25 protein-coding genes are annotated in these 22097 nt (G+C 53.0%); 5 read left to right on the forward strand and 20 right to left on the reverse strand.

Features of this window, described 5'->3' with window-relative positions; translation table 11 throughout:
* Nucleotides 1–352 precede the first annotated feature (352 nt).
* The gene (locus FTO68_RS04875; protein ID WP_255332258.1) at nt 353–1495 is read left to right on the forward strand and encodes a TIGR04083 family peptide-modifying radical SAM enzyme; all 1143 of its coding nucleotides are present in this window, start codon (nt 353–355) and stop codon (nt 1493–1495) included.
* Nucleotides 1496–1516: 21 nt separating this feature from the next.
* On the opposite strand, the gene FTO68_RS04880 is transcribed toward FTO68_RS04875, so the two are convergent.
* From FTO68_RS04880 to FTO68_RS04925, 10 genes are read right to left on the reverse strand one after another with little or no spacing between them, the layout of a single operon-like run.
* Entirely contained in the window at nt 1517–3316 is a 1800-nt protein-coding gene (locus FTO68_RS04880; RefSeq protein ID WP_255332259.1) for a proton-conducting transporter transmembrane domain-containing protein, read from the reverse strand.
* On the reverse strand, nt 3313–4803 hold the full coding sequence (locus FTO68_RS04885; RefSeq protein WP_255332260.1) for a proton-conducting transporter transmembrane domain-containing protein: 1491 nt from the start codon (nt 4801–4803) through the stop codon (nt 3313–3315). The genes FTO68_RS04880 and FTO68_RS04885 overlap by 4 nt, the downstream gene beginning before the upstream one ends.
* A 2-nt stretch (nt 4804–4805) precedes the next feature.
* The gene (locus tag FTO68_RS04890) at nt 4806–6314 is read right to left on the reverse strand and encodes a monovalent cation/H+ antiporter subunit D family protein (RefSeq protein WP_255332261.1); all 1509 of its coding nucleotides are present in this window, start codon (nt 6312–6314) and stop codon (nt 4806–4808) included.
* Nucleotides 6311–6688: a cation:proton antiporter subunit C gene (locus FTO68_RS04895; protein WP_255332262.1), complete on the reverse strand. Its 378-nt coding sequence runs from the start codon at nt 6686–6688 to the stop codon at nt 6311–6313. Before FTO68_RS04895 ends, FTO68_RS04890 begins: the two co-directional genes overlap by 4 nt.
* Entirely contained in the window at nt 6685–7116 is a 432-nt protein-coding gene (locus FTO68_RS04900) for an MnhB domain-containing protein (RefSeq protein WP_255332263.1), read from the reverse strand. Before FTO68_RS04900 ends, FTO68_RS04895 begins: the two co-directional genes overlap by 4 nt.
* A complete protein-coding gene (mbhE, locus tag FTO68_RS04905; protein WP_255332264.1) occupies nt 7113–7388 on the reverse strand; it encodes a hydrogen gas-evolving membrane-bound hydrogenase subunit E in 276 nt (91 codons plus the stop codon). Before mbhE ends, FTO68_RS04900 begins: the two co-directional genes overlap by 4 nt.
* A complete protein-coding gene (locus FTO68_RS04910) occupies nt 7385–7630 on the reverse strand; it encodes a Na(+)/H(+) antiporter subunit B (protein ID WP_255332265.1) in 246 nt (81 codons plus the stop codon). Before FTO68_RS04910 ends, mbhE begins: the two co-directional genes overlap by 4 nt.
* The gene (gene mnhG, locus FTO68_RS04915) at nt 7627–7950 is read right to left on the reverse strand and encodes a monovalent cation/H(+) antiporter subunit G (protein ID WP_255332266.1); all 324 of its coding nucleotides are present in this window, start codon (nt 7948–7950) and stop codon (nt 7627–7629) included. The genes FTO68_RS04910 and mnhG overlap by 4 nt, the downstream gene beginning before the upstream one ends.
* A complete protein-coding gene (locus FTO68_RS04920; RefSeq protein ID WP_255332267.1) occupies nt 7938–8201 on the reverse strand; it encodes a monovalent cation/H+ antiporter complex subunit F in 264 nt (87 codons plus the stop codon). Before FTO68_RS04920 ends, mnhG begins: the two co-directional genes overlap by 13 nt.
* Nucleotides 8198–8656, reverse strand: coding sequence for a Na+/H+ antiporter subunit E (locus FTO68_RS04925; protein WP_255332268.1), 459 nt, complete (start codon nt 8654–8656; stop codon nt 8198–8200). The genes FTO68_RS04920 and FTO68_RS04925 overlap by 4 nt, the downstream gene beginning before the upstream one ends.
* 150 nt (nt 8657–8806) lie before the next feature.
* On the opposite strand from FTO68_RS04925, the gene FTO68_RS04930 reads away from it, so the two are divergent.
* Nucleotides 8807–9292 carry a DUF2124 family protein gene (locus FTO68_RS04930; protein ID WP_255332269.1) on the forward strand — a complete coding sequence of 162 codons (486 nt, stop codon included), beginning with the start codon at nt 8807–8809 and terminating at the stop codon, nt 9290–9292.
* Nucleotides 9293–9324: 32 nt separating this feature from the next.
* Here FTO68_RS04930 and FTO68_RS04935 read toward each other — a convergent pair whose 3' ends face one another.
* The 6 genes from FTO68_RS04935 to mptA form a co-directional block, all read right to left on the reverse strand.
* A complete protein-coding gene (locus tag FTO68_RS04935) occupies nt 9325–10083 on the reverse strand; it encodes a hypothetical protein (RefSeq protein ID WP_255332270.1) in 759 nt (252 codons plus the stop codon).
* Nucleotides 10084–10155: 72 nt separating this feature from the next.
* On the reverse strand, nt 10156–11022 hold the full coding sequence (gene frhB, locus FTO68_RS04940) for a coenzyme F420 hydrogenase subunit beta (protein WP_255332271.1): 867 nt from the start codon (nt 11020–11022) through the stop codon (nt 10156–10158).
* Nucleotides 11023–11035: 13 nt separating this feature from the next.
* On the reverse strand, nt 11036–11800 hold the full coding sequence (gene frhG / locus FTO68_RS04945; RefSeq protein WP_255332331.1) for a coenzyme F420 hydrogenase subunit gamma: 765 nt from the start codon (nt 11798–11800) through the stop codon (nt 11036–11038).
* A gap of 169 nt (nt 11801–11969) precedes the next feature.
* On the reverse strand, nt 11970–12449 hold the full coding sequence (gene frhD, locus FTO68_RS04950) for a coenzyme F420-reducing hydrogenase, FrhD protein (protein WP_255332272.1): 480 nt from the start codon (nt 12447–12449) through the stop codon (nt 11970–11972).
* Between the two features lie 8 nt (nt 12450–12457).
* A complete protein-coding gene (gene frhA, locus FTO68_RS04955; RefSeq protein ID WP_255332273.1) occupies nt 12458–13825 on the reverse strand; it encodes a coenzyme F420 hydrogenase subunit alpha in 1368 nt (455 codons plus the stop codon).
* A gap of 480 nt (nt 13826–14305) precedes the next feature.
* Entirely contained in the window at nt 14306–15241 is a 936-nt protein-coding gene (gene mptA / locus FTO68_RS04960; protein ID WP_255332274.1) for a GTP cyclohydrolase MptA, read from the reverse strand.
* Nucleotides 15242–15364: 123 nt separating this feature from the next.
* Here mptA and ilvC point away from each other — a divergent pair, with 123 nt between their 5' ends.
* Nucleotides 15365–16357: a ketol-acid reductoisomerase gene (gene ilvC, locus FTO68_RS04965; protein WP_255332275.1), complete on the forward strand. Its 993-nt coding sequence runs from the start codon at nt 15365–15367 to the stop codon at nt 16355–16357.
* Nucleotides 16358–16403: 46 nt separating this feature from the next.
* A complete protein-coding gene (locus tag FTO68_RS04970) occupies nt 16404–16892 on the forward strand; it encodes a flavodoxin family protein (protein WP_255332276.1) in 489 nt (162 codons plus the stop codon).
* Here the strand turns inward: FTO68_RS04970 and purL are convergent.
* Nucleotides 16889–18964 (reverse strand): phosphoribosylformylglycinamidine synthase subunit PurL, encoded by a 2076-nt coding sequence (gene purL / locus FTO68_RS04975; protein ID WP_255332277.1) that lies wholly within the window; start codon nt 18962–18964, stop codon nt 16889–16891. The two genes, FTO68_RS04970 and purL, sit on opposite strands and share 4 nt — an antisense overlap.
* A gap of 89 nt (nt 18965–19053) precedes the next feature.
* On the opposite strand from purL, the gene FTO68_RS04980 reads away from it, so the two are divergent.
* Complete coding sequence (locus FTO68_RS04980; RefSeq protein WP_255332278.1) at nt 19054–19665, forward strand: translation initiation factor IF-2 subunit beta; 612 nt, start codon at nt 19054–19056, stop codon at nt 19663–19665.
* Nucleotides 19666–19784: 119 nt separating this feature from the next.
* Here FTO68_RS04980 and FTO68_RS04985 read toward each other — a convergent pair whose 3' ends face one another.
* Genes FTO68_RS04985 through FTO68_RS04995 form a run of 3 tightly spaced genes read right to left on the reverse strand, consistent with a single transcriptional unit; the run spans nt 19785 to nt 22095 of the window.
* Entirely contained in the window at nt 19785–20054 is a 270-nt protein-coding gene (locus FTO68_RS04985; protein WP_255332279.1) for a DNA-directed RNA polymerase subunit L, read from the reverse strand.
* Between the two features lie 35 nt (nt 20055–20089).
* Nucleotides 20090–20818 (reverse strand): MBL fold metallo-hydrolase, encoded by a 729-nt coding sequence (locus tag FTO68_RS04990; protein ID WP_255332280.1) that lies wholly within the window; start codon nt 20816–20818, stop codon nt 20090–20092.
* Nucleotides 20815–22095 (reverse strand): ATP-binding protein, encoded by a 1281-nt coding sequence (locus FTO68_RS04995; RefSeq protein ID WP_255332281.1) that lies wholly within the window; start codon nt 22093–22095, stop codon nt 20815–20817. Before FTO68_RS04995 ends, FTO68_RS04990 begins: the two co-directional genes overlap by 4 nt.
* Nucleotides 22096–22097 lie beyond the last annotated feature (2 nt).

The raw sequence follows: 22097 nt of genomic DNA on the forward strand, positions 1-22097 counted from the left end.
ACATATGAGGAGGTTATTAATTATAACCGGATATGCAGCATCATAGATGGTAATTCAAACCAACACTACCGCACCTGCCGGTATCACCTATCATCTGGAGAGAATAGGGGCAGAAGATACTGTGTGATTATGTCTCTGTCAATTCGATGCATGATCAGCGAGAGACTCATGAGAATTATATCTACCTTACAGATAATAAGTGTAACCTGAAAGAAAAACCGTATTTCTCGCACTGATTCTCCATTAAGAACATTATTTGCCATTTAAGAAAAACCCAGGCAGTCTTTTCAGTGAAGAACCGCCCTGCATGAATGAATAGCATTAAGGGGCTGTATGGATGACCGTTTACTGAATGAAGAATCCCTTCCACGTGATGATCATCCCAACCCTCGGGTGTCCGGGCAACTGTGCCTACTGCTGGAGTTCCGAGGAAGGTTCCCCGATTATGTCCATCGATACGATCCATGATATTGTCAGGTGGCTGAAAAGTTTCAGGACCGATCCCGTCACCTTCACCTTTCATGGCGGGGAGCCGCTTCTTGCCGGTGCTGAATTTTACCGGCAGGCACTCCCGATCCTTGCAGATGAGCTGTCCGAGCTCACTCCTGACTTTGCCCTCCAGTCAAATCTCTGGCGGATGACACCGGAGATTGCTGATGCCCTTGCCGCATACCATGTCCCGATCGGATCATCAATTGACGGGCCAAAAGAGATTAACGATCCGCAGAGAGGAGATGGTTACTATGAAAAGACATTTGCAGGCTATGAGATTGCGAGATCGCATGGGTTGACGGTCCGCTTCATCTGTACCTTCACGAATAAGTCGGTCCTGCATAAGGAAGAGATCTTCAACTTCTTCATGGACCATGGTTTTCCGATGAAGCTCCACCCCGCTCTCCCCTCGCTACGGGGAGATTCCCCGCAGGAATGGGCTCTTCCACCTGAAGAGTACGGGGAGCTTCTCGTCTTCCTGCTTGACCGGTACCTCGAGAACATTGATCGATCTGAGGTTATGAACATCAACGATCTTGTCAGGTGTGTCTTCACCAGGCACGGAACGGTCTGCACCTATGTCGACTGCATGGCAAACACCTTTGCAATCGGTCCTGACGGGGGTATCTATCCCTGCTACCGGTTTGTCGGGATGCCGGAGTATGTGATGGGGAATGTGTCTGACTGCCCATCCCTCGAGGAGCTGGCTGACTCAAAGCCCTGGAAGCTGATGCAGGAATACAAAGCCTATGTCGATTCCGCATGCGGGGACTGCTCACACATCCGGTACTGCCGTGGCGGCTGCCCCTACAATGCGATTGCCCCGACTGAGGGGCGAATCGAAGGGGTTGATCCCCACTGCATCGCATACAGGCGGATCTTTGATGAGATCAATCTTCGGATGAACAGGGAGATGTTTGAAACCCCCACAGTGAGCGCACGGCGGAGGCAGCGGACAAAGCCGGGTGTCATGGCGCTCGTGCAGAAGATCGTCTCAAAATAATTGGAATGATTTCCTCTTCCGCTATTTCATCAGATCAAAGAGGAAATACAGAAAAGCGATGATGCTGATGAAGATGATCCCGTACCCGCCACCCCATATCGAGATCTGTTCGTCCGGGTACTGATCCTTCATACAGATAAGACGCTCTTCATACGCCCTTGTTTTTGATGGATCAGAGAATGCCCGGACACAGGGAAGTGCAATGCTCCTGAGTGCAATCTGGCAGGCAACCGGCGGATTTGCAGCGATGGTTCTGAGAGCAGAAATGATATGGCGAAGGCCCGCACCAATCAGATCGGCTCCATGAACAAGCGGGTTGTTTGCGACCCATGCAACGGATCTTCCCGCCCGTATATAGAGGAAGTCAATATCTCTTTCAAATCCACGCCACGGCCTTCCAAGAGGCCGGAGAATCAGCAGAATGAGTCCGGCACCAGCAAAGATCAGTGCCGACTCGAAGAGATGGGAAGCGGCAAACGGATGGGCTGCGCTCATCCCCGGCAGCAGACTTGTCAGGAGAGCCGGGTTGAGGCCGATTACGATACAGAGCAGAGCAGTAACACTCATTGCGATCATCATCGGGAGAGGGGCGTCGCGTGGTATCTGCTCGTTCCCCCTTCCGGAAGCGGATCTGAAGAAGCCGAGGTAGAGGAAGCGGACGACATAGATGGCGGTGAACACTGCTGAGATCATGAGAAGGGGAGTGAGGTATGGCACTGCTCCTGCTGCCTCGATCACCATACCCTTGCTGACTGCGCCATTGAACCCCGGCACACCGGCGAGTGCCAGGCCACCGATCACCGCACAGACTGTTGTTTTTGGCATTGTCTTTGAGAGCCCGCCGAGATCCGAGAGGCGGGAAGAGCCCGTCCTCAGGATCACCGCACCGGCTGCCATAAAGAGGAGCGACTTGAAGAGGATATCATTAACAAGATGTGCAAGCCCCGCATCAAGTCCGGCAACAGTTCCCACCCCGATTGCCGCAACCATATAGCCTCCCTGGCTGATGATCGAGTACGAGAGGAGGCGCCGGATATCATCCTGCATGAGGGCATAGACAGCACCGTACAGCGCCATCGCCCCGCCCATGTATGCAACGGCGGTTCCCCATCCACCAATCGCTGCAAGGAGGAAGACGGCTGCTTTTGTCGTGAAGATGCAGAGGGCAACTGATCCGAGGACAGATGCCCGTGGATAGGCATCCGGAACCCAGGTGTGGAGGGGAATGAATGCGGCATTCACCCCGATCCCGATGAAGAGAAGAAGGAAGCCGATGCCATCGCCAGCCTGCCCGATTGCCGCACTTCCGGTTGTGGCAATGGTATAGACGACCCCCCCGAGGAGGCAGGCGCCACCGAAGATATGGAAGAGGAGATACCTGTACCCGGCACCTGATGATTGTGAATCCTTTGAAGCCCAGATGATAGCAAGGGAGGAAAGTGCCAGAAGCTCCCAGAAGACAAAGACCGTGATCAGATCTCCTGCATAGACAATCCCAAGTGCTGCTGCAACTGAAGCGAGGATACCGACTATCTCCACTGAATTGAGATCCCGGTATGTTGCGTAGATGATGACGATGAAGCCTGCAAGCGCAAAGATGGCCCCTGCAAGCTGCCGCATGGAATCGGTTGTCAGGAGGATGGTATCAATACCAGGTATAACCGCCACAACCAGATCGGGTGATGAGGACCCGATTAAAACCACCATCGCAAGACCGGCTGCACCAAGAAGGAGTGTCCAGATCTTCTGTGCGTGTCCCTTCAGGATCGGAACGAGGAGAAGGCCGATGAGAAAGAGAAATGCTGGAGGAAGTCCGATCATGGCATCACCTGGTGAGTAATCTCGGCAATCGCGATCTCAATCAGATCCATAAACGGCATAGAGGGGAAGAAGAAGATCAATACCGATATGCCCGCCGTCAGGATGATTGGAACGAGCATTGTGAGCGGGGGCTCACTGACCAATTCGAGGGCCGCAGGATCGTCTGAAATCTCAAAGAGCATCGTGTAGATGATCGGGAAGAAATATGCAGCATTTAAGACGGCACTTGCAATGATCACAAGGAGGAGGATCGGCACCCCGCCCTCAACTGCACCGAGAGCGAGATAGATCTTGCTGATGATGCCGGATAGCGGAGGAAGCCCGCAGATGCCGATTGCAGCGACAGCAAACATGACTGCGGTCACCGGCATCTTCCTCCCGATCCCTTTCATCTCGGAGATGCTCTCTTTACCGGCAGAGACAATGACCGCACCTGCGACAAAGAAGAGGGTGATCTTCAGGAACGCATGGATCGGGATATGCGCCATCGCCCCGGTCATCCCGGCGATAGAGAGCATCGAGACGCCGAGAAGGATATAGGAGAGCTGGCTCACCGTTGAGTAGGCAAGCCTCCGCTTCAGGTTATCTTCGGCAAGTGCGAAGAGGGAGGCTACAATGATGGTAAATGAGGCGATCACTGCAAGGAGGGTGCCAAGGCTAAGCGTTGCCATCAGATCCATCCCAAAGACCCATCCGGCGATCCTGACGATCCCAAAGACGCCTGCGGTAACAACCGCAACTGCATGGAGGAACGCCGAAACCGGTGTCGGGGCGACCATCGCCGCCGGGAGCCAGCCATGCAGCGGCATCCATGCCGCCTTCACAAACCCGACCAGGAAAAGGATGAAGAGGATCTGGAGGATGAGATCTGATCCCGATCCCGCAAGGAATCCTCCAGCTACAAAGTCGGTTGTTCCGGTGAGGATATAGGTCAGGATGACCGCGGCAAGGAGGAAGATACCGCCGATGAAGAGATAGGCAAGATATTTCCTTCCTGCTTTCATCGCCTCAGGCGTCTCAACATGGACAACAAGCGGATAGGTGATGATCGTAAGGATCTCATAGAATACAAAGAGGGTCAGGAGATTTGCAGAGAACGCGATCCCGATTGCAGCGGCTATTGCAACGGCGAGGCAGAAGAAGAACCTCGTCTGGGCATGTTCTTTGAGGGATCTCATGTACCCGATTGCATAGAATGAATTCAGGAGGAAGAGAGATGCTGCAACAAGGGCAAAGACCATTCCGAAGGCATCAACCTTCAGGGCAAAGTCGCCGCCCGGGACCATCGGGAGGAGCGTCACCGTGAAACGGTTTCCGGCGAGCACCCCGGGGAGCATCAGGAGGACTGAGACGAGCATCGCAACTGTCGCTGTAATCGTGACACCCTCGCGGAGATTCTCATATTTCCCGGTCGCCAGTATCAGAACCGATGCGAGGAGCGGGATTGCTATCACTATTGCGGGGATGAGAGATGTGATATCTGCCATAATCAGGCACCTCCAAGGAGCAGGAGTGCCGCGGGACCGACTGCCCCCATCAGCACCTCGACGAAGATGCCGAAGAGGAGGCAGAGGATGGCCAGGCAGACCATCGGGGCGAGCATCGAGAGAGGGCCTTCGCGTTCTGCTGTATGTGTATGATGATCCTCGTCATGCCCTCCGTGCGGATCGCCGAAGTAGGCGATCTCAATGAAACGCCAGATATAGATGGCAGCAAGAAGGGAGCCGACCAGGAGTACCGCAGCATATGGCCAGAGCCCCGCTTCAAATGCCCCGAGCACCAGGTAGTATTTGCTCATGAACCCGATTGTCGGGGGAATGCCGATCATCGATGCTCCTGCAAGCGCAAAAGCTGCACAGGATATCGGCATCGTCTTTGAGAGTCCTTTCATGTCGCTTAAGCGGGAGGTACCCATCCGGTAGATGATCAGGCCTGCCACCATGAAGAGGCAGCCTTTCATCACCGCATGGCCGAGAATGTGCAGGAGACCGCCTTCAAGCGCAATCTCATTTGCAACGCCAAGGGCGAACATGATATACCCGATCTGGCTGACGCTTGAATATGCCAGCATCCGCTTGAGATCCTCCTGTGCAATCGCAAGGACTGCACCCGCAACGATCGCCACTGTTGCCATCAGGAGGATAAATCCGGTCACCGGGAAGCTGTCTATGATATATGCGGTCGTAAAGACCGTGAAGAGGAGCCGAAAGAGTGCATAGACGCTCACCTTCGCCATCACCGTCGAGATCAGCACCGTCACTGCTGATGGCGATTCGGCATATGCATCCGGCAGCCAGAGATGGAGCGGGAAGAATGCCACCTTGATGGAGAAGCCAATCATCAGGAAGAGGAATGCCGAATGGACTGTGGCAAGGTGGTACGATGCAGGGAGCAGTGTGGCAAGCTCTGCCATATTCAGCGTCCCGGTTACGACATAGAGGTTCCCGATACCAAGAAGGATGAAACCGGCAGCAATTGAGCCGAGGATCAGGTAATTGAAGCTTGCCAGATAGGAATGGGGTTTTCGGGATGAGGCGATCAGCGTATATGCAGCAATCGAGGAGATTTCAAGGAAGACATAGAGATTGAAGACATCCCCGGTGATCGTCATACCCACAAGCCCGGTCACAAGCAGCTGGAAAAGCACATAGAAGGAGACGATCTTATCTGGTGCAATCTCCTTCTCGACACTCCTCCGTGCATAGACAATCGTCGCAGCAGCAAGGAGCAGGATAGCTACGAGTATAAACCCGTTGAAACTGTCGATGACGAGCTCGATTCCAAGCGGGGGCGCCCAGCTTCCAAGATGGTACCTGATTGTACCTCCGTCAAGCACCCGGAGAAGTATGGCTAGTGATGCCAGGAACTGGGAGAGGATCGTGATGAGTGCTATCGGGTAGCAGAACCTCCGGTCATACCATCCGGTAGCAAGTATCAGGAGTGAGGCGAGGATTGGGATTGCTACCAGGAATACCGGAATATGATTGATGATCGTCACCTCTTCCTCACCACCTGCATCAGTTCATCCTCATCGATCACACCGTACTCTTCGTAGATACGGACGATTAAAGAGAGGGCAACGGCTGTCACACTCACCCCGACGACGATTGCAGTCAGGATCAGGACATGCGGGAGCGGGTTCACATAGAGTGCTGAAATTCCTTCAGCCGTATAGATGGGTGCCGTGCCACCCCGGACTTCGGCAAACGAGATATAGAAGAGGAATATCGCCGTCTGGAAGATGTTCAGCCCGATGATCTTCTTCACAAGGTTCTGTTTGGCAATCAGGGCATACAGCCCGATCAGCATCAGGATGATTGCCATCCAGTAATTATATCGGGATAGGAAGAGTTCAGAAAATGACTCTATCATGATGATTCCTCCCCGTTTCCTGAGATATCATAGATGATCGAGACCATCGCCGCCATGACAGCGATGCCGATTCCGGCTTCAACCAGATCGATCAGGATGCCATGGAGGTGCGGTATCCCAAGTACCGCCTCAATCGCAGCGTATTCGAGGAAGTTGCCTGCCATAAGGAGAGCCAGAAATCCTATTCCCGCATAGATGGTAATTCCAATCACCGAGAGCCACATGATGCCCCTGTTGTCTATCCGGCGGCGTACATTCGCTGTTCCAAAAGCGATGATCATCAGGATGAATGAAGCTGCAAAGACAACACCGCCCTGGAAACCGCCGCCTGCCCCGGATGCGCCATGTACGATCACATAGAGGGCAAAGATCTGGATGAAAGGTACCGCAAGCCGGGACACCGTCCTGATGACCACATTCTCCATCATAGCCGCCCACCCCTTCGGAGCAGGAGTGCTACCGAAATCCCTGCGGTGAAGATCACAACGACTTCCCCGAGCGTATCAAAGCCACGATAGCTTGCAAGTATCGCCGTGACAATATTATCAATCCCGATATCAGGAAGGACGGCATCCACATACAGCTGTCCGGTATATTGTGTTGCGGGAGCATCCGGATCGCCAAACGCAGGCATATCCTCAACTGCCCAGAAGAGGATGATTCCGATGAAAAGGACCGCGATGAGTGCTTTTACCTTCAATCTGATGAACTCCTTCTGGTTCGTGCGATTGCTGCAATAAAGAGCACAGTCGTAATTCCGGCGCCGACGGTAGCTTCTGTGAATGCAACATCAACGGCATTCATCTCTGCCCATAGTACCGTCATAATCAGCGAATATGCGGCAAGTACAATCGTCGCATGGAGGAGATCCTTCACTGTGATCGCCGCGATTGCACAGATGGTCATGAAGAGGAGGAGAGCAAAATCAAGTTCCCAGATCATTGCCGTTCATCCCCCTTCTTCCACGGTGTAACCCCCCTCGAATGGGCGACATTCACAAGTGCATGTACAGCTGTCGGGGAGGAGATAAAGATAAAGATTGCAAGGAGGAGCAGCTTCACCGAGATCAGCGTCATGCCTTCGTAGAGGATGAAGCCGATCAGCATCATCCCTTCCCCGAGCGTATCGCACTTGCCGCTTGCATGTGCACGTGTATAGAAATCCGGAAGCCTGATCAGCCCGACTGCACCGACGACCATGAAAAAGAGGCCGATTCCGATACAGACAAGAGCAAGGATATTTAGAGGACTCAGGATATACACCCCCTCTTCAGGTACTTTGCAATAGCGAGCGTTGCGATGAAGTTGATCATGGCATAGACGATAGAGATGTCGATGAAGAGCGGGCGCTCGTAGATAAAACCGATGATCACAAGGAGGATGATCGTCTTTGTACCGACTGTGTTTACCGCAATCAACCTGTTCTCAACACCAGGTCCAAAGATCACACGGTAGAGGCAGAGGAAGATCGTAAGGATCAGGATGATCCCGCTTGCGAGGAAGATATCGATCATGGCCCTTCACCAAATATGTCCGCGAGTCTCTTCTGGATGCTCCGCTTCCGGAGGAGATCCTCTTCTGCTGATTCCCTGACCAGTGCATGTACAGTGAAGGTTCCTCTCCTGACATCAACGGTGATTGTGCCTGGTGTGAGAGTCATTGCATTTGCAAATGCAGTTCTCGGAACATCACCTGAAAATCCGGTATCAATGGTAAGAATCTCCGGATCGATGGGCATCTTCGGGTGCAGGACACGGTAGGCAACATCAAGGTTCGCAATGAGGATCTCCACCATCAGCTGTGGCAGGAAGAGGATAAACCGGATGAATATGCGTCCTGACTGGATGAGGCTCCGATCAGATCGCAGGATCAGATCCCCGGATATGAGCGTCACAATCCCACAACAGATGATCCCGGCCCCGATGTGAAAGAGATCGAAGTATCCTGACAGGATATACCAGAAGATCATCAGAATCGTAAAGGTAGCGATCAGTTTTCCGGGTGAAGATCGCCTGTTCTCTGAAGATATCTCAAACCCTCCGCAAGAATCGTCTCTTCTAGATTGGAGAGTGTTATTTATAAACCTGTGTTTCATATGGTTCTATCGGAGAAAAAAACTATGACCACTGTAACCACATTAACAGGTGTTCCGGGTATACTCAGGCCCTTCAAGGAATTTCTGAAAGAGAAGGGTCTCCCTGAAGGCTCGCAGATCGTCTACTATGGCTGTGCCGGAACCTGCACCCCGTTTGTCGAGCTACTCGCCTATGCAACGCGCGATCTGAACCTGACACACCTCTTTGTTCCGCTCTTTGATGAGGCAAATGCCCATGTACTGAAGTCTGTTCCTGCTGTCGGCATGCAGGCGAAAGAGGGGGCGGCAGTGAAACCCGCATTAATTGTCCTGATGGGCGGCCTTGCCATGCCGGGAGTTCCGGTGACGATCGAAGAGGTAAAAGCCGTAGTATCAAAACACGGCGTTCCGGTAGCAGGAGTCTGTTTCATGAGCATGTTTGAAAAGTCAGGGTGGCTTTTAGAGATCTCTTTTGAGCTTCTGATCGACGCGAAGATCGACCCGGTGACAATTACCAGAAAAGCGAAATAAAAGTGATTGCAGGAGAAGGGACCTGATCCCTCTCACGCATATCCGGGGGGGGTGCCATCATCGGTGCGGAGAGAGAACCGTTTTGCAAACGACTGGATATCATCCCCGTACCGCCCGACCATCTCCTGATCAAATGCTTCTGCGGGGAGTTTCTTCACCTCGTTCATCATAATCAGCGTCAGCTGGAAGAGTGACTCCGGCGTCATCTTCAGGTGCGCAATTGTTCCATTATAAAGGGCAAGGCGGAGTTCAATCATCCAGTTCTGCTCGCCTTCCCGCCTGAAGGTATTGATATCCGCTGTGAACCAGTCTTCATCAAGGGATCCGACGGATAAGGCGTATGCTTCCTGAACCCGGTTTCCATACAGGGCGGTGAGATGCTGGAGAACGGCAATTACCTCTGCCTCCTCCTCTTCGCCGACCTGCTTTTGAATATCGGTAAAGAAGGGCGCTGCATTGATATGGCAGGCTGTTGCCACAACCATCGTTGAACTATGGCCGAGGATCATCGTTAGGGCGTTGACGATCCTGGAGAATGTCCGGCGATCGGTCATATCAACGAGATGATACTCAAAGACATCCCTGATCTGCTCGACCAGTCCGGGGTTCTTCCGTATACTCTCCCCAAATGCCTTCAGATCGCGGATGAATGCATCGGGAACCATGCTCCCGTTCTCAGGTGTTGGGAGAGCCTCTTCTCCACCTGTAGCTGCCCCATCCTCTGAAACCGGTATATCAGGAACCGGATCGCCTGGAAGAGCGGCATCTTCTTCAACGATATCATCTGCCATTGCTGATATGTAGATGCAGTATCTTTAAACCCCTTTTCTTCTGTTCCTGAGAAACAGGCGGGAAAAAAAAGATTAGATGTATGGGTTCCGCAGTTCTTTTCCGACTGTGAACTTAGTCTTACGGTCTTCAATGTACTGCTGGTTCTTTGTGATCTTCTCGGTTGCGAGCTTGGTTACGAGTTCGATGCCAGGCTTGACAGAGTCAATCGGCTTTGTCTCGAATGCGCCTGCTGCGATCGCCTTTGCCCAGATGTCATCACCGTTTGCTGACCGTACAAAGACCGTCGACCAGCCGTCGGGGGTTCCGACTGAACCGGTTGAGATGTCAGCTAAGTTTGAGACATAGTCGAGGCAGACGTGGCAGCCTGGCTGCTCGTACTTGTGGGTGACCTTCAGCGGGATCTGAACGGTTGCACCGCGCTCGGTGTAGATCCAGAACTTGCCCTTTCCAATGTCGAGCTTGGAGACATTTTCAAGAGCGGTCGCACCGTGGTCTTCCACGAGCTGGATAATGCTCTGGTAGGGGAAATTCTCCATGCAGAAGATACCGATTGCAAGTGCGATCTTGTCAGGAACATCGCGGAGCCCTACAGGATAGAGCTGTCCCTTCCTGAGTGCCTGGATCTGGCAGGGAGTGCCGACGACACCAACCTTGTCAAGTCCATAGCTCCGGGTCACCTCTTTGATGAGGGACATGTTCGGGGAGATGGAATAGCGGGTTCCACGTGATGCAAGGAGCTCCTCGCGTGTGGTCGCAACCATCGGTTCGGGCTTGAACGGCTCATCGCTTGGACCTGCAACGATCGCACCGTCAATGATACCCGCATCAAGCGCGTATGCAAAGAGCTGGGTTACGATGCCGCCATCCTGAGACCCGCGGAGGATCTCAGCGTCTGTGCTGCGTGCCGCAATAACCTGTTTGTAGTTACCTAGTACCATTTCTTCTCCCTCCTCAGGGCTGCAGAGCAGCGTCTATTGCATCAATGATGCCCTCATACTGGTTAACCACATCGAAGCTGAAGAAGCTCCGCGGGCACTGTGCATAGCATGCGCCGCATTTGATACAGAGGTCACGCTCGACCTGGGGCTTTCCATAGACCATTGTGATTGCACGGACCGGGCAGGCTGCTGCACATGAGCCACAGCCCATGCAAAGACCCTGGTTGATCACATTATACATGACATCACAACCACAGGCTTCAGTGCCTGCCTTTGCAAGGTTCATCAATGGTGTCAGGTATGCACCCGCAAGTGCCTTCTGCTCGTCGTTTCCTTTCAGCAGCAGGTATGCCATCACGCAGACATTTCTGATCTGCTGCGGGGTCGGTGCACATCCGGGGATGTAGACATCCACATCGATCAGGTCACCGATTGGCAGGTATGACTCATGCTGGGGCTGGTTCTGCTGGCCACCACGAGCGAACCGTGTGATGTTTCCATAGCAGGCACAGGCACCGAGCGCGACGACGATCTTCGCGTTCTTTCTCGTCTCGATGATCTCCTCGACTGCGATGTGATCCTGGATGCAGACAGATCCCTCAACGAGGGCTACATCCATCTCTGGGATATGCCGGACATCAGCTAATGTGAGACAATAGACGAGGTCCGCATATTTGTCAAGAATTGTTAACAATCCTTCATAGTTATCTGCAAAGGACACCAGGCACCCGGTACAACCGCTCATGTGCACGTGTCCTACAGTAATCTTGTCAGCCACTGGCTTCTCCTCCTTTGGTTCTTTTATGATTGACGCCTTCTTTTCGACAATTACGTCAGCTGGTTTACCTGCTTCCTTGACAGCGTCTGTCTTTCTGGCAGGTTCAGGCTTCACGTCCTGCTTTTCCCCACCGACGTCATGTTTACCGAATAACAGGGCCTTCAGGGATTCAAGAATTCCCATTGTTCACCCCAATTTCCTTCAATACAACCTGAATCGTCAGGGGTATAGCATCCTCAACCTCAGTTGAAATGCCTATTTCAACATCAGGGGCGGGTACGTTCTTTGGCTGGCACCCTATTATCGAAATATCCATCTTGTCCTTAAGATAGGTGAGCGGTTCGGTCAAAGCCCATGAATGGGCATCCCGGTAACTGCCCGGCGGCAGATCCTCAACCCGGAGCTTAGTAAGCGTTCCGGGCTCAGCGCCAAAATCGATAATATCGATAATAATAAGCTTTTTGGTAACTCCGTTATCGAGCATGTTAAAGCAGAAGTAGGGCCCTCCAAGGCCCACATCAACCGCTTTCACATTGTCGGGGAGAGTATGCTCCTTCAACCGCTCAACAACTTCGGGTCCATAGCCGTCATCACCAAACAGCATGTTGCCGCAGCCGGCGATGACTATCTCGGGGTACAGCTCGTCCATGAACGCACTCACTCGAGGAGTTTCTCTGCTACGAGCCTCTTATCCTCATCGAGGACGATCATGTGGGTCGCACAGGAGACACAGGGGTCATAGGCACGCATGATGACCTCGGTAAGCTGCCAGGGAGCACCAACGAGTGCACGGCTGCAGGTGGGGAAGTTCCAGGTGGTCGGGACAAGCATCGAGAAGTATTCGACTTTGCCGTTCCTGACCTTTGCCAGGTGAACGTCACAACCTCTGGGGGCTTCGTTTGCCGCCCATCCGATGGAGCCGTCACCCTGTGGAATCTCATCTGCAATAACCGGCGCCGAACAGTCGAGTGCGTCTGCTGCCTCGATGATCTTATAGAAGCAGTCCATGTACTCCATCTGCCGTGCGATCTGCAGGCCGATTGCACCCTTCTCGTCGTAGTTCTTGAACTGAACCAGACGGGCACGGGGACCGACCTCGACGGGCTGGCCGTCATAGAGCGGAACACCGGTGCAGGCTTCCATCTGTGGCCAGGCCTTGGTGCCTGCCTTGGTGGTGCCGCCAACCGGATATGATGGGTCTTCGAGTGTGATCTCTTCCTCGCCCATGTACCAGTCCCATGGCCGGACTTCAGTCCAGCGCTCGGGGAACCAGCCCGGGATCTCATCAAGTGAGCTGCTGCCGTAGACAGGGTCAGCTGCCATGTAGCCCTGGTTGTGGTATCCGAGATCCTTTGGAATCGGAATCTCTTTGCCGCCGACTTCTGCCCAGTCACGCTTCTGGTAGTTCCTGAGGATTGCAATCATGAACTCCATGTGTTCACGTGCAAGTGGAAGCCCCATCTTTGCGAGATCGAGGACTTTTGCCCTTGCCCGGGGTGTGAGGTTCTTGTACATACCGCCGACACGGGGGTTTGAGGGGTGGATCGCTTCGCCGCCGACGATCTCACCTATCGTCTGGCCGACCATACGGAGGGTCTGGATACGCTTTGCAACGCTTCTGACCGGCTCTTCTGGTGTGAAGGGGTTGATCTTTGAGTCTGTTCCGGGTAAGTACATATCCGGCAGGGTCAGGATGTTATGCAGTGCATGGCTGTGTATCCTGTTTGCACACTGGAGCATCATCCTGAGAAGATATGCATCCTCTGGGATCTCACATCCGATCGATGCTTCCATCGCTTCTGTTGCAGCGAGTGTGTGGGCAATCGGACAGATACCACAGACACGTGATGCGATCTTTGGAACCTGCTCCATCGTCTTACCGATGGCAAGCTTTTCAATACCCCTGACTGGAGTAATGGAGAGCCAGTCTCCCCGCTCGACAATACCGTCATCATTGACTTTTAAGACGAGCTTGGAATGGCCTTCATGCCTTGTGGTTGGGGAAATTTCTACTACTTTCGACAATGTTATCGCCTCATCCAAAATGTGGTGGTCGATCTGCTATACGTCAATATTTATCCTGTGCGGTTAATGACACGTACCAAAGTACGCTAAAGTGAATTAGAACGATATCGTTAATTATAGTTTGTGATAGTACCCTTCAATCAAGGTTATCATCACATTCAAAAATATTAATTGGTATTACGAAATTAGATATTTTTAATATTATCGGGAGCCACACACAAATAACAGCATTATTTCTTCTTTTTGGTCAAAAAGTGCCTATGCGCTTTGTTTGGGGCATAAGAACGTAATATTACCCTTTTCAAGGAAAACAGCACCATATAATAGGGTAGTGGATTACCTTTTAATATAAGGCCAAAGAGTATTTAAATAATATATGTATCCCGTTTGCATTTTTTTATGAGGGGTGCCCCTATTCCCGGCATAGTATCAGGCAAAAAGACGGGGTGGGGATCCAGACCCCCCCATACAAGCATTTAATTATTCGTAGTTTAATTCTGCATAGAGTTCGGCAAGTGTTGCATGCCGTTCTGCATATGCATCATGCTGGTGGATACTCTCCTCATTTGTCTGGCGGATGGTGATATAGGCATCACCAGGCAGATGCCCGAAGGCTCCGACGACCTTCTTTGCCATCTCGCGAACACAGTCCTCGACAAATCTCGGATTTTTGTGGGCTTCCATAACCACATAGCTCTCGTCGCCCCGTTTGAGGAGCTCATAGATCTTTCCACTCATGGATTCCTTTAAGACATTGATCACATCTTCAAGCGGCACATGCTGATCGTCATCGGTCTCAATGCAGAGGAAACCCTTGCCTCGCTGGTTATGGGTTGCCATCGGTACCTCGTCAAAGAAGGTCTCAATCTTACCCTTATCCACATCAAGTGACTCAAGTACCATCATAGCATGATCCTTCATGATATTCTGGGCACAGGGGCAGGCGGTCATGCCGGTAACCTCGGCACCGATACTCTTCCTGATGATCGGCTCCCGGCTCGTCCGCTGGGCAATGGCACGTGCATGTACTGTTACCACCTCATGGCATTGTGTCTGGGTGACCGGGGTCTCCCTCTTCACCATGTACGCACTTTCCATCCGAACCTCGGTTCTCTCGGCATATTCATGGCGGTCGAGGAGTTTCCGTGCAACCCTGCTACAGACCTCCTCAATCTCCCCTACTTCGCCACCGATGGCTTCCTGAAGCACATCATCGATCACTTCAAAGTTCCTTGAGAGATTTGCACCCTTCAGTGAACCGGGGAGATCGACAAAGATATCAAATTTTGATATGAAGATCGCCGGGCGTTTACCGACACGTGCTACTTCCACAAGTTTTCGTACATTCCTGACACCCACCCGGCTCAGGTTGATCCGGATATCGGGGATAGTGGACTGAATATCTGACAGTTCCATGCGAAAAAACCTCTATTATCATATCTTCTTCACAGAAGATCAGGCTATAAAAGTACAGTCAGGTATGACCCTCTGTATAATATATTTATGTAGGCTCGCACCGCATTACGTAGTGGTATAGCTATGGTCCAGAAGTACTATGACGCAGACGCCGATCTCTCTCATTTAAAAGGAAAGACGATCGCCGTGATCGGCTACGGCTCACAGGGCCGCGGCCAGGCTTTGAATCTTCGTGACAGCGGACTCGATGTTATCATCGGCCTCCGCCCCGGCAAGAGCTGGGATGAGGCGAAGAAAGACGGCTTTTCCGTCCTCGCAGTTGCTGAGGCGGTAAAGAAGGCAGATCTGGTCCAGATTCTCCTCCCTGACGAGAGCCAGGCGGCTGTCTTCAGGTCAGAGATTGCACAGAATCTCAGGAAGGATGCATCCCTTGTCTTTTCACATGGATTCAATATCCACTTCGGGCAGATTGTCCCGCCGGAGACGGTAAATGTCTTCATGGTCGCCCCGAAAGGGCCCGGATTCATGGTCCGGAGAACCTACACCGAGGGCATGGGCGTCCCCGCACTGATCGCGGTGTACCAGGATGTCTCAGGCAATGCCCGCGCACTGGCGCTTGCCTATGCAAAAGGTATCGGCGCCACCCGTGCAATGGTGCTTGAGACGACATTCCGCGAGGAGACCGAGACCGATCTCTTTGGAGAACAGGCAGTACTCTGCGGCGGTATCACCTCGCTGATCAGGGCCGGGTACGAGACCCTCGTCGATGCAGGATACAGCCCCGAGATGGCGTACCTTGAGGTGCTCCATGAGACGAAACTGATCATCGATCTCATCTATGAGGGCGGATTTACCAAGATGCGCAAGTACATCAGTAACACCGCCCAGTACGGGGATATCACCCGCGGACCCCGTGTCATTGGGCCCGAGAGCAGGATGGAGATGGAAGAGATTCTTTCCGAGATCCAGAACGGCACCTTTGCCAAAGAGTGGATCCTTGAGAACATGGTGGGCAGGCCCGTCTTCAATGCACTCACCCGTGCCGATGAAGAGCACGAGATCGAGCTTGTCGGCGCAGAACTGAGAAAGGATATGCCCCAGTTTAAGAATCTTTAATCTTTTTTCATATTTTTATATAGTACCAGATCTCATAGCGCACAGTATGAAGATCCTCTGCATCTATCATAGCGAGACCGGCAACACACATTCTGTGATGGAGGAGATCTCCAGAGCAACAGGGGCAGAAATGCTCAGGGTTCGTGATCGTGCCGGATACGGGAAGGTGACGATGTATATCAGGGGTATCCCCCGTGCCCTGAGGGGAACCCATGCCGCAATCGAGCCGGATGCAATCGATCTGTCCGGCTATGACCTCGTCATCCTCGGATCCCCCGTCTGGGCATCCCGCCCGACACCTGCAGCAAACGCAATGATACAGGCGCTGAAGAACTGTTTAGGAAAGAAGGCTCTGCTCGTCTGCACCTCCGGAGGTGGGCCGGGTGAGACGCTCACGCTCATGGAGAACCATGCAAAGGAACGCGGAATGGAAGTCGCTGGCAGTTTCCATGTTCGCTTTTCAATGAGGGGCGACAGAAATCAAGAAGAGATGGCCGCCCTTATACAGGCGGTCACCAAATTGGCGGAAGCCTAATCGATCCGCATCAGATCCGTGATGGTACGCGATGCCTCCCGCAGGTCGGCTGGCGTGAGGACGACCTCCTCATCACCTGATCTGATCCGAAGTGCATCGCCGCCGACGGTTCCAAGCACTGTATGCGGGATGCCTTTTAAGATGGAGCGATCATCAACTACCACCAGGAACCGGGCATAGGATTCCGAGAAGAGAGCTACAACCGGATCACCCTCTATTGATACCGACGAGCGGGGGGCGATCTTTGCGAGTGCGGTAAGAAGCCCGCCACGGGAGAGATCGGTTACTGCAGCAAGCCCACCGTTCCTGACGAGATCCCGGACTGTTTGGACCGTTTCTACACTACCTACAGCAGGAGCTGGGCCACCGCATCCGGTGACACAATCCAGGATTGATCCACCGAGATCGGGCTCAGTTCTTCCAATTAACGCAAGGGTTGCACCCTCCTGTGGCGGGGCGAAGGTCCGGAGATCGCCCTTCCCGATCACACCGAGCATCGGTGTGGGCTTGATCCGGGTTTCAAATTCATCACTCTCATTATAGAGGGAGACGTTCCCCCCGACGATCGGGACATTCAGGCGGCGGCACATCTCTCCCATACCCAGAATCGACTCTTCAATCTGCCAGGCAATCTCCGGGTGAACCGGGCTTGCAAAGTTTAAGCAGTCAACAATACAGAGCGGATCGGCTCCATAGCAGGCGAGGTTTGAGGCATTCTCAAGAACGGCATTCGCTGTCCCTTCGCGTGGACGAAGATAGATATGCCGCGGATTGCAGCCGCAGGTGAAGTGGAGGGCAAGCCCGTCAAGCCGGAGCACCCCCGCATCGGGACCGAGGGAGACAGTCCTGAGCTGGACATCATGATCATACTGGGAGAAGACCCAGTCCTTTGCCGCACATTCGGGGTGGGAGAGCACTTTTTTGCAAAGGGTGCGGATATCCTCCTCAGGGCGGCGGAAAGGTTCTTCTGCACTGTATGGCTTCGTTTCCCAGCGGCAGGCGGGAGTCCCGCCGACGAGGAGATCAATCGGGAGATCGCAGACGATCTTTTCATTGAACTCAACGATATACCTGGGCTCTGCTATAACCTCTCCGACATCGGCCCATGAGAGATCGTATTTCTCTGCGATTGCCCCGATTGCTGCCAGATCTTCTGGTGCAACCTCGGCGAGCATCCGCTCCTGCGATTCAGCGAGCATGATCTCGATCTCATTCATCCCTGTTTCACGGAGAGGGACGCGATCCGCAATGATCCGGGCGCCAAATGTACTGGACATCTCGCTTGATGCACCTGCAAATCCGGCTGCGCCGAGATCGCGGCAGGCAAGCACTTTACCGGTTGCGCACATCTCCATCGTTGCCTCGATGAGGAGTTTCTCGGTATAGGGATCACCGACCTGCACGCTCGGGCGATCCTCGGCTTCAGAATCCTCGCTGAGATCACGCGATGCAAAGGATGCCCCTCCAAGGCCGTCGCGGCCGGTTCGGGAGCCATAGAGGACGAGACGGTTGCCAGGTTTTTGTACCCTGCCGGTGATGACAGAATCCGGATCAACGACACCAACAGCGACAACATTGACGAGCGGATTGCCCTGGTAACTTTCGTCAAAGATGAGATCGCCCCTGACAACGGGCACCCCGATACAGTTTCCATAATCCCCGATGCCAGAGACGACATGCTCAAAGAGGTGCCTCGTCTTCTCAGAATCGAGAGTTCCGAAACAGAGGGGATCCATCAGGGCAATAGGGCGGGCGCCCATCGAGATGATATCCCTGACAATCCCCCCGACACCGGTTGCAGCACCGTCATAGGGATCGACATAGCTTGGATGATTATGGCTCTCCATCCCGATTGCCAGAGCAGTTGTATCAGTAAACCGGACGATTGCAGCATCATCTCCCGGCCCGATGACGACATTCTCCCCATCAGTCGGGAGGGTCCTCAGGAGGGCTTTTGTCGAGCGATAGCTACAGTGTTCACTCCAGAGGTTCTCAAAAGCGACCGCCTCAAGGGGGGTGATATCCCGCCCGAGGCGTGAGCGGATGATCGTGAGATCTTCGGCGGACAGCATTCCATAGAGGTCATCTTAGGAGGAGAAATAAGGATCTCTCTCCTGGCCCATACTACACTTTTTAGCACTATGACCACCATATACTCTGCATGGTCGATAGTTACGAGGAACTGCTGAAGAAGGCATATACCGGTATCAGCGAGCCGACAGATACGGGAGAGCGGTTCGTCGTGCCGCCGGTCAAGTCTTACCCTGAAGGAAAGACGACGATCCTTGAGAATTTCATGGAGATTGCCGGGACACTGAACCGGGAGTCCGATCACCTGATGAAGTTCATGCTCGGCGAGCTCGGGACTGCGGGAAAGATCGATGGAAACCGTGCAATCTTCAATGGAAAGTTCGAGACCGATGTCCTTGAGGCGATCGTGAAGAACTATATCGATGATTATGTCATCTGCTCGGAATGCGGGCGGCCCGACACACGGCTTGTCAAGGACGACCGAATCCAGATGCTCAGGTGCGATGCCTGCGGCAGCCACCGCCCGGTGAGGAAGCGGCGTGCCCGGACAGAAGTAAAAGGAACCAGCCTCGAAGAGGGCATGGAAGTTGACGTGGAGATCGAATCTGTCAGCAGGCGTGGAGACGGTGTTGCAAAGGTTGGAAAATATATCCTCTACGTCACCGGCGGAAAACCCGGACAGAAGATAAAAGTCAAGATCACAAAAATATCAGGCCAGGTTGCATTCACCCAGCGGGTGTGAGTGCACCTTTTGTTTTTTTTAATAGCGAAAAGAGTGTGCCTGTACGGGATGCAGATGATGTCCCGGAAGCATCAGGCACCCCTGATATTGTATTGGAGTGTTCTCCTGAAAAACCCGACTTAGACGGATCCGACCTGTGTCAGCAGTTCGTCACAGGAGCGTCCGATCTGATCGCATGCTTCCCTGATGATCGTGATCGCATCCTTGCTGCCGTCTGTCGAAACGAGGAGTTCTGGATCCGAGAACTGGTATTCGATCACATATTTTGCGACATTCACCGCCGGGTCACGGAGGATCGTATCGGTTAGAAGGTTCATAAAGGTGTGTTTCTCGGAAACAAATACCATTCTGACCTTATTTTTCTCAAGCTCAAGAATTTTTATGTTCATACTGTATATCAATTGGCGGGGAGACTATATAGGCATTAGCGGAGACCGAGATCAAAGGTCTCCCTATCATATGCCGAATGCGGCTGATCCCAGGAGACCATATGGCTTAAGTGCACCATCCTGAGGTTTTTTGGCTTCAGTTCATCTGCAAGGTCGAGCGCATCGGTATAATTCATATGTTTTGAGATCGTGAGATGCGATGGCGCCATCGCATCAAGAATGAGAAGATCTGCACCACGCATGCAGTCAATACTTTTTCTGGGGATCTCCCTCAGTGTATCTGAGGAGTATACAAGAACAGAATCATCGGATTCTATCCTGAGGCCATAGGTAGGGGCACCCGGGTGAGTGACCGGGAAGAGAGTTATTGTGAGATCGAAGAGGGGAAATGGCTGGTAGGGCAAAACAGGAATCCTTGGCGAGGGGAGGAACGAGAAGACTTCAGTACAATATTCGAGCACTTCAGGTGCGGCATACATGGCAGGCGGTTTCTGGACACGGTAGAAGTCGCCATAGCCCATGAAATGATCATAATGTCCATGTGTCCAGATCCCGGCATCAATATGTGGGGATCCGGCATCCAGAAGCTGCCTGCGGAGATCGGGGGTGGTGTCGATCAGCAGGTGGCGTGAACCTGTCTCGATCAGAAGCGATGTCCTGAGACGCTCTTTGCGCTCCTTCCATGCCTGCATGCAGTGATCGCAGTTGCACCCGATCTTGGGTGTGCCGATTGCATCTCCGGTCCCAAGAAAGGTGACCCTCATGCCCCTATCCATCCGGTCTTCCGAAGCGCATTCCTCCGGTCAACTAGGAGCATCCCCTGTTCTACATCGACCTCTGTGATCTCATCCCGCCCTTCAATAAGAGCGGCCATGATAGCTTCCTTCACCATCAGACGGAGATCGGCGCCGGTGAAGCCTTCGGTTCTTGCAGCCAGAATCGAAAGATCGGGAATTATCCGGAGTGTCCGGGTGATTGATTCGAGGATTGCCTGCCTCATTGCGATATCCGGGACGGTGAATGGGACAGCTTCATCAAACCGCCTCCATGCTGCCTCGTCAAGGATTCCAGGATGGTTCGTCGCCCCGATGAAGAGGACATCCGATTTGATAAGGCTTATCTGGTCGATGCTCTTTAGAAGCGTATTGACAGCCCGCTTCATGGCACCATGATCATCCGAGTCCCGTGTGCGTGCCACATAATCGAACTCATCGATGAAGAGGATGCACGGGGCGAGCCGCTTTGCTATCTCAAAGATCCTGTCGATATTCTTTGATGTTTCTCCAAGGTACTGGGAGGTGATCATCGAGAGGCGTGCTTCAAGGATCGGCATATGCAGCTCGCGTGCAAGCGAGAGCGCAAATGAGGTCTTGCCGGTACCGGGAGGGCCGACAAAGAGGAGCCTTCCAACCTGGTAGATCTGATGATTTTTTAGGAATTCCCGGTTTGCTACGGCAACCTTGATCTTTCCGATCATCTCCAGTTGATCGGGGGTGGCAACGAAGGACTCAAATGATTCTTCGATCTCCTCAGGCGCAAGGATCGTCACCAGGCCGAGTGCATCGCGGATATCCTCAGATACAATCTTCAGAGCTTCGATCTTCGGCTCCAGAAATGCGCGGCTGTCCTCGTACCGGGGGTTTGCCTCGACTGCTGCTTTATAGGCGATGCCATCTGCACCGATCTTCTCGTAATAGAATGCAAGAACGGGGTTTGCGGATGCCTGTACCCTGCCGCCCCGTTCAAGGAACCATCTGGCTGCCGGATCGAGGGCGGTGATCGAGAGGCGCTGGCCAAAATCGTCAAAACCAATGAACGGGTTTGATTTAACAAGATTATGTGCCTCATCTATTCCAAGGGCGCGTTTTGCAACGCTGTTGCTCACAATGAACGGGCGTTTTAGATCCGGACCGTTCTTGCCGATGCTAAACGCCTTGCGGCAGGCAGGAGTAAGATCTGCGATACCGAGCGTTTCCTCACGGTTGACGATCTCTGCGGTGAGAAGGAGCTCCATGAGCCGGAGGGTGGTGTGATCAGCCATCT

This window comes from Methanocalculus taiwanensis, assembly GCF_024372745.1.
Classification (GTDB): Archaea; Halobacteriota; Methanomicrobia; order Methanomicrobiales; family Methanocorpusculaceae; genus Methanocalculus; species Methanocalculus taiwanensis.

Excerpts from the sequence above, each read along its gene's own strand:
- FTO68_RS04920 (WP_255332267.1), bottom strand. The coding sequence starts at position 8,201 with ATGATCGATATCTTCCTCGCAAGCGGGATCATCCTGATCCTTACGATC.
- ilvC (WP_255332275.1), top strand. The coding sequence starts at position 15,365 with ATGGTCCAGAAGTACTATGACGCAGACGCCGATCTCTCTCATTTAAAA.
- FTO68_RS04930 (WP_255332269.1), top strand. The coding sequence starts at position 8,807 with ATGACCACTGTAACCACATTAACAGGTGTTCCGGGTATACTCAGGCCC.
- frhB (WP_255332271.1), bottom strand. The coding sequence starts at position 11,022 with ATGGTACTAGGTAACTACAAACAGGTTATTGCGGCACGCAGCACAGAC.
- purL (WP_255332277.1), bottom strand. The coding sequence starts at position 18,964 with ATGCTGTCCGCCGAAGATCTCACGATCATCCGCTCACGCCTCGGGCGG.
- FTO68_RS04910 (WP_255332265.1), bottom strand. The coding sequence starts at position 7,630 with ATGATCTGGGAACTTGATTTTGCTCTCCTCCTCTTCATGACCATCTGT.
- FTO68_RS04980 (WP_255332278.1), top strand. The coding sequence starts at position 19,054 with ATGGTCGATAGTTACGAGGAACTGCTGAAGAAGGCATATACCGGTATC.
- FTO68_RS04895 (WP_255332262.1), bottom strand. The coding sequence starts at position 6,688 with ATGATAGAGTCATTTTCTGAACTCTTCCTATCCCGATATAATTACTGG.
- FTO68_RS04875 (WP_255332258.1), top strand. The coding sequence starts at position 353 with ATGAAGAATCCCTTCCACGTGATGATCATCCCAACCCTCGGGTGTCCG.
- FTO68_RS04935 (WP_255332270.1), bottom strand. The coding sequence starts at position 10,083 with ATGGCAGATGATATCGTTGAAGAAGATGCCGCTCTTCCAGGCGATCCG.
- mptA (WP_255332274.1), bottom strand. The coding sequence starts at position 15,241 with ATGGAACTGTCAGATATTCAGTCCACTATCCCCGATATCCGGATCAAC.
- FTO68_RS04970 (WP_255332276.1), top strand. The coding sequence starts at position 16,404 with ATGAAGATCCTCTGCATCTATCATAGCGAGACCGGCAACACACATTCT.
- FTO68_RS04900 (WP_255332263.1), bottom strand. The coding sequence starts at position 7,116 with ATGATGGAGAATGTGGTCATCAGGACGGTGTCCCGGCTTGCGGTACCT.
- FTO68_RS04990 (WP_255332280.1), bottom strand. The coding sequence starts at position 20,818 with ATGAGGGTCACCTTTCTTGGGACCGGAGATGCAATCGGCACACCCAAG.
- frhD (WP_255332272.1), bottom strand. The coding sequence starts at position 12,449 with ATGGACGAGCTGTACCCCGAGATAGTCATCGCCGGCTGCGGCAACATG.
- FTO68_RS04995 (WP_255332281.1), bottom strand. The coding sequence starts at position 22,095 with ATGGCTGATCACACCACCCTCCGGCTCATGGAGCTCCTTCTCACCGCA.
- FTO68_RS04880 (WP_255332259.1), bottom strand. The coding sequence starts at position 3,316 with ATGATCGGACTTCCTCCAGCATTTCTCTTTCTCATCGGCCTTCTCCTC.
- FTO68_RS04985 (WP_255332279.1), bottom strand. The coding sequence starts at position 20,054 with ATGAACATAAAAATTCTTGAGCTTGAGAAAAATAAGGTCAGAATGGTA.
- FTO68_RS04925 (WP_255332268.1), bottom strand. The coding sequence starts at position 8,656 with ATGATCTTCTGGTATATCCTGTCAGGATACTTCGATCTCTTTCACATC.
- FTO68_RS04885 (WP_255332260.1), bottom strand. The coding sequence starts at position 4,803 with ATGGCAGATATCACATCTCTCATCCCCGCAATAGTGATAGCAATCCCG.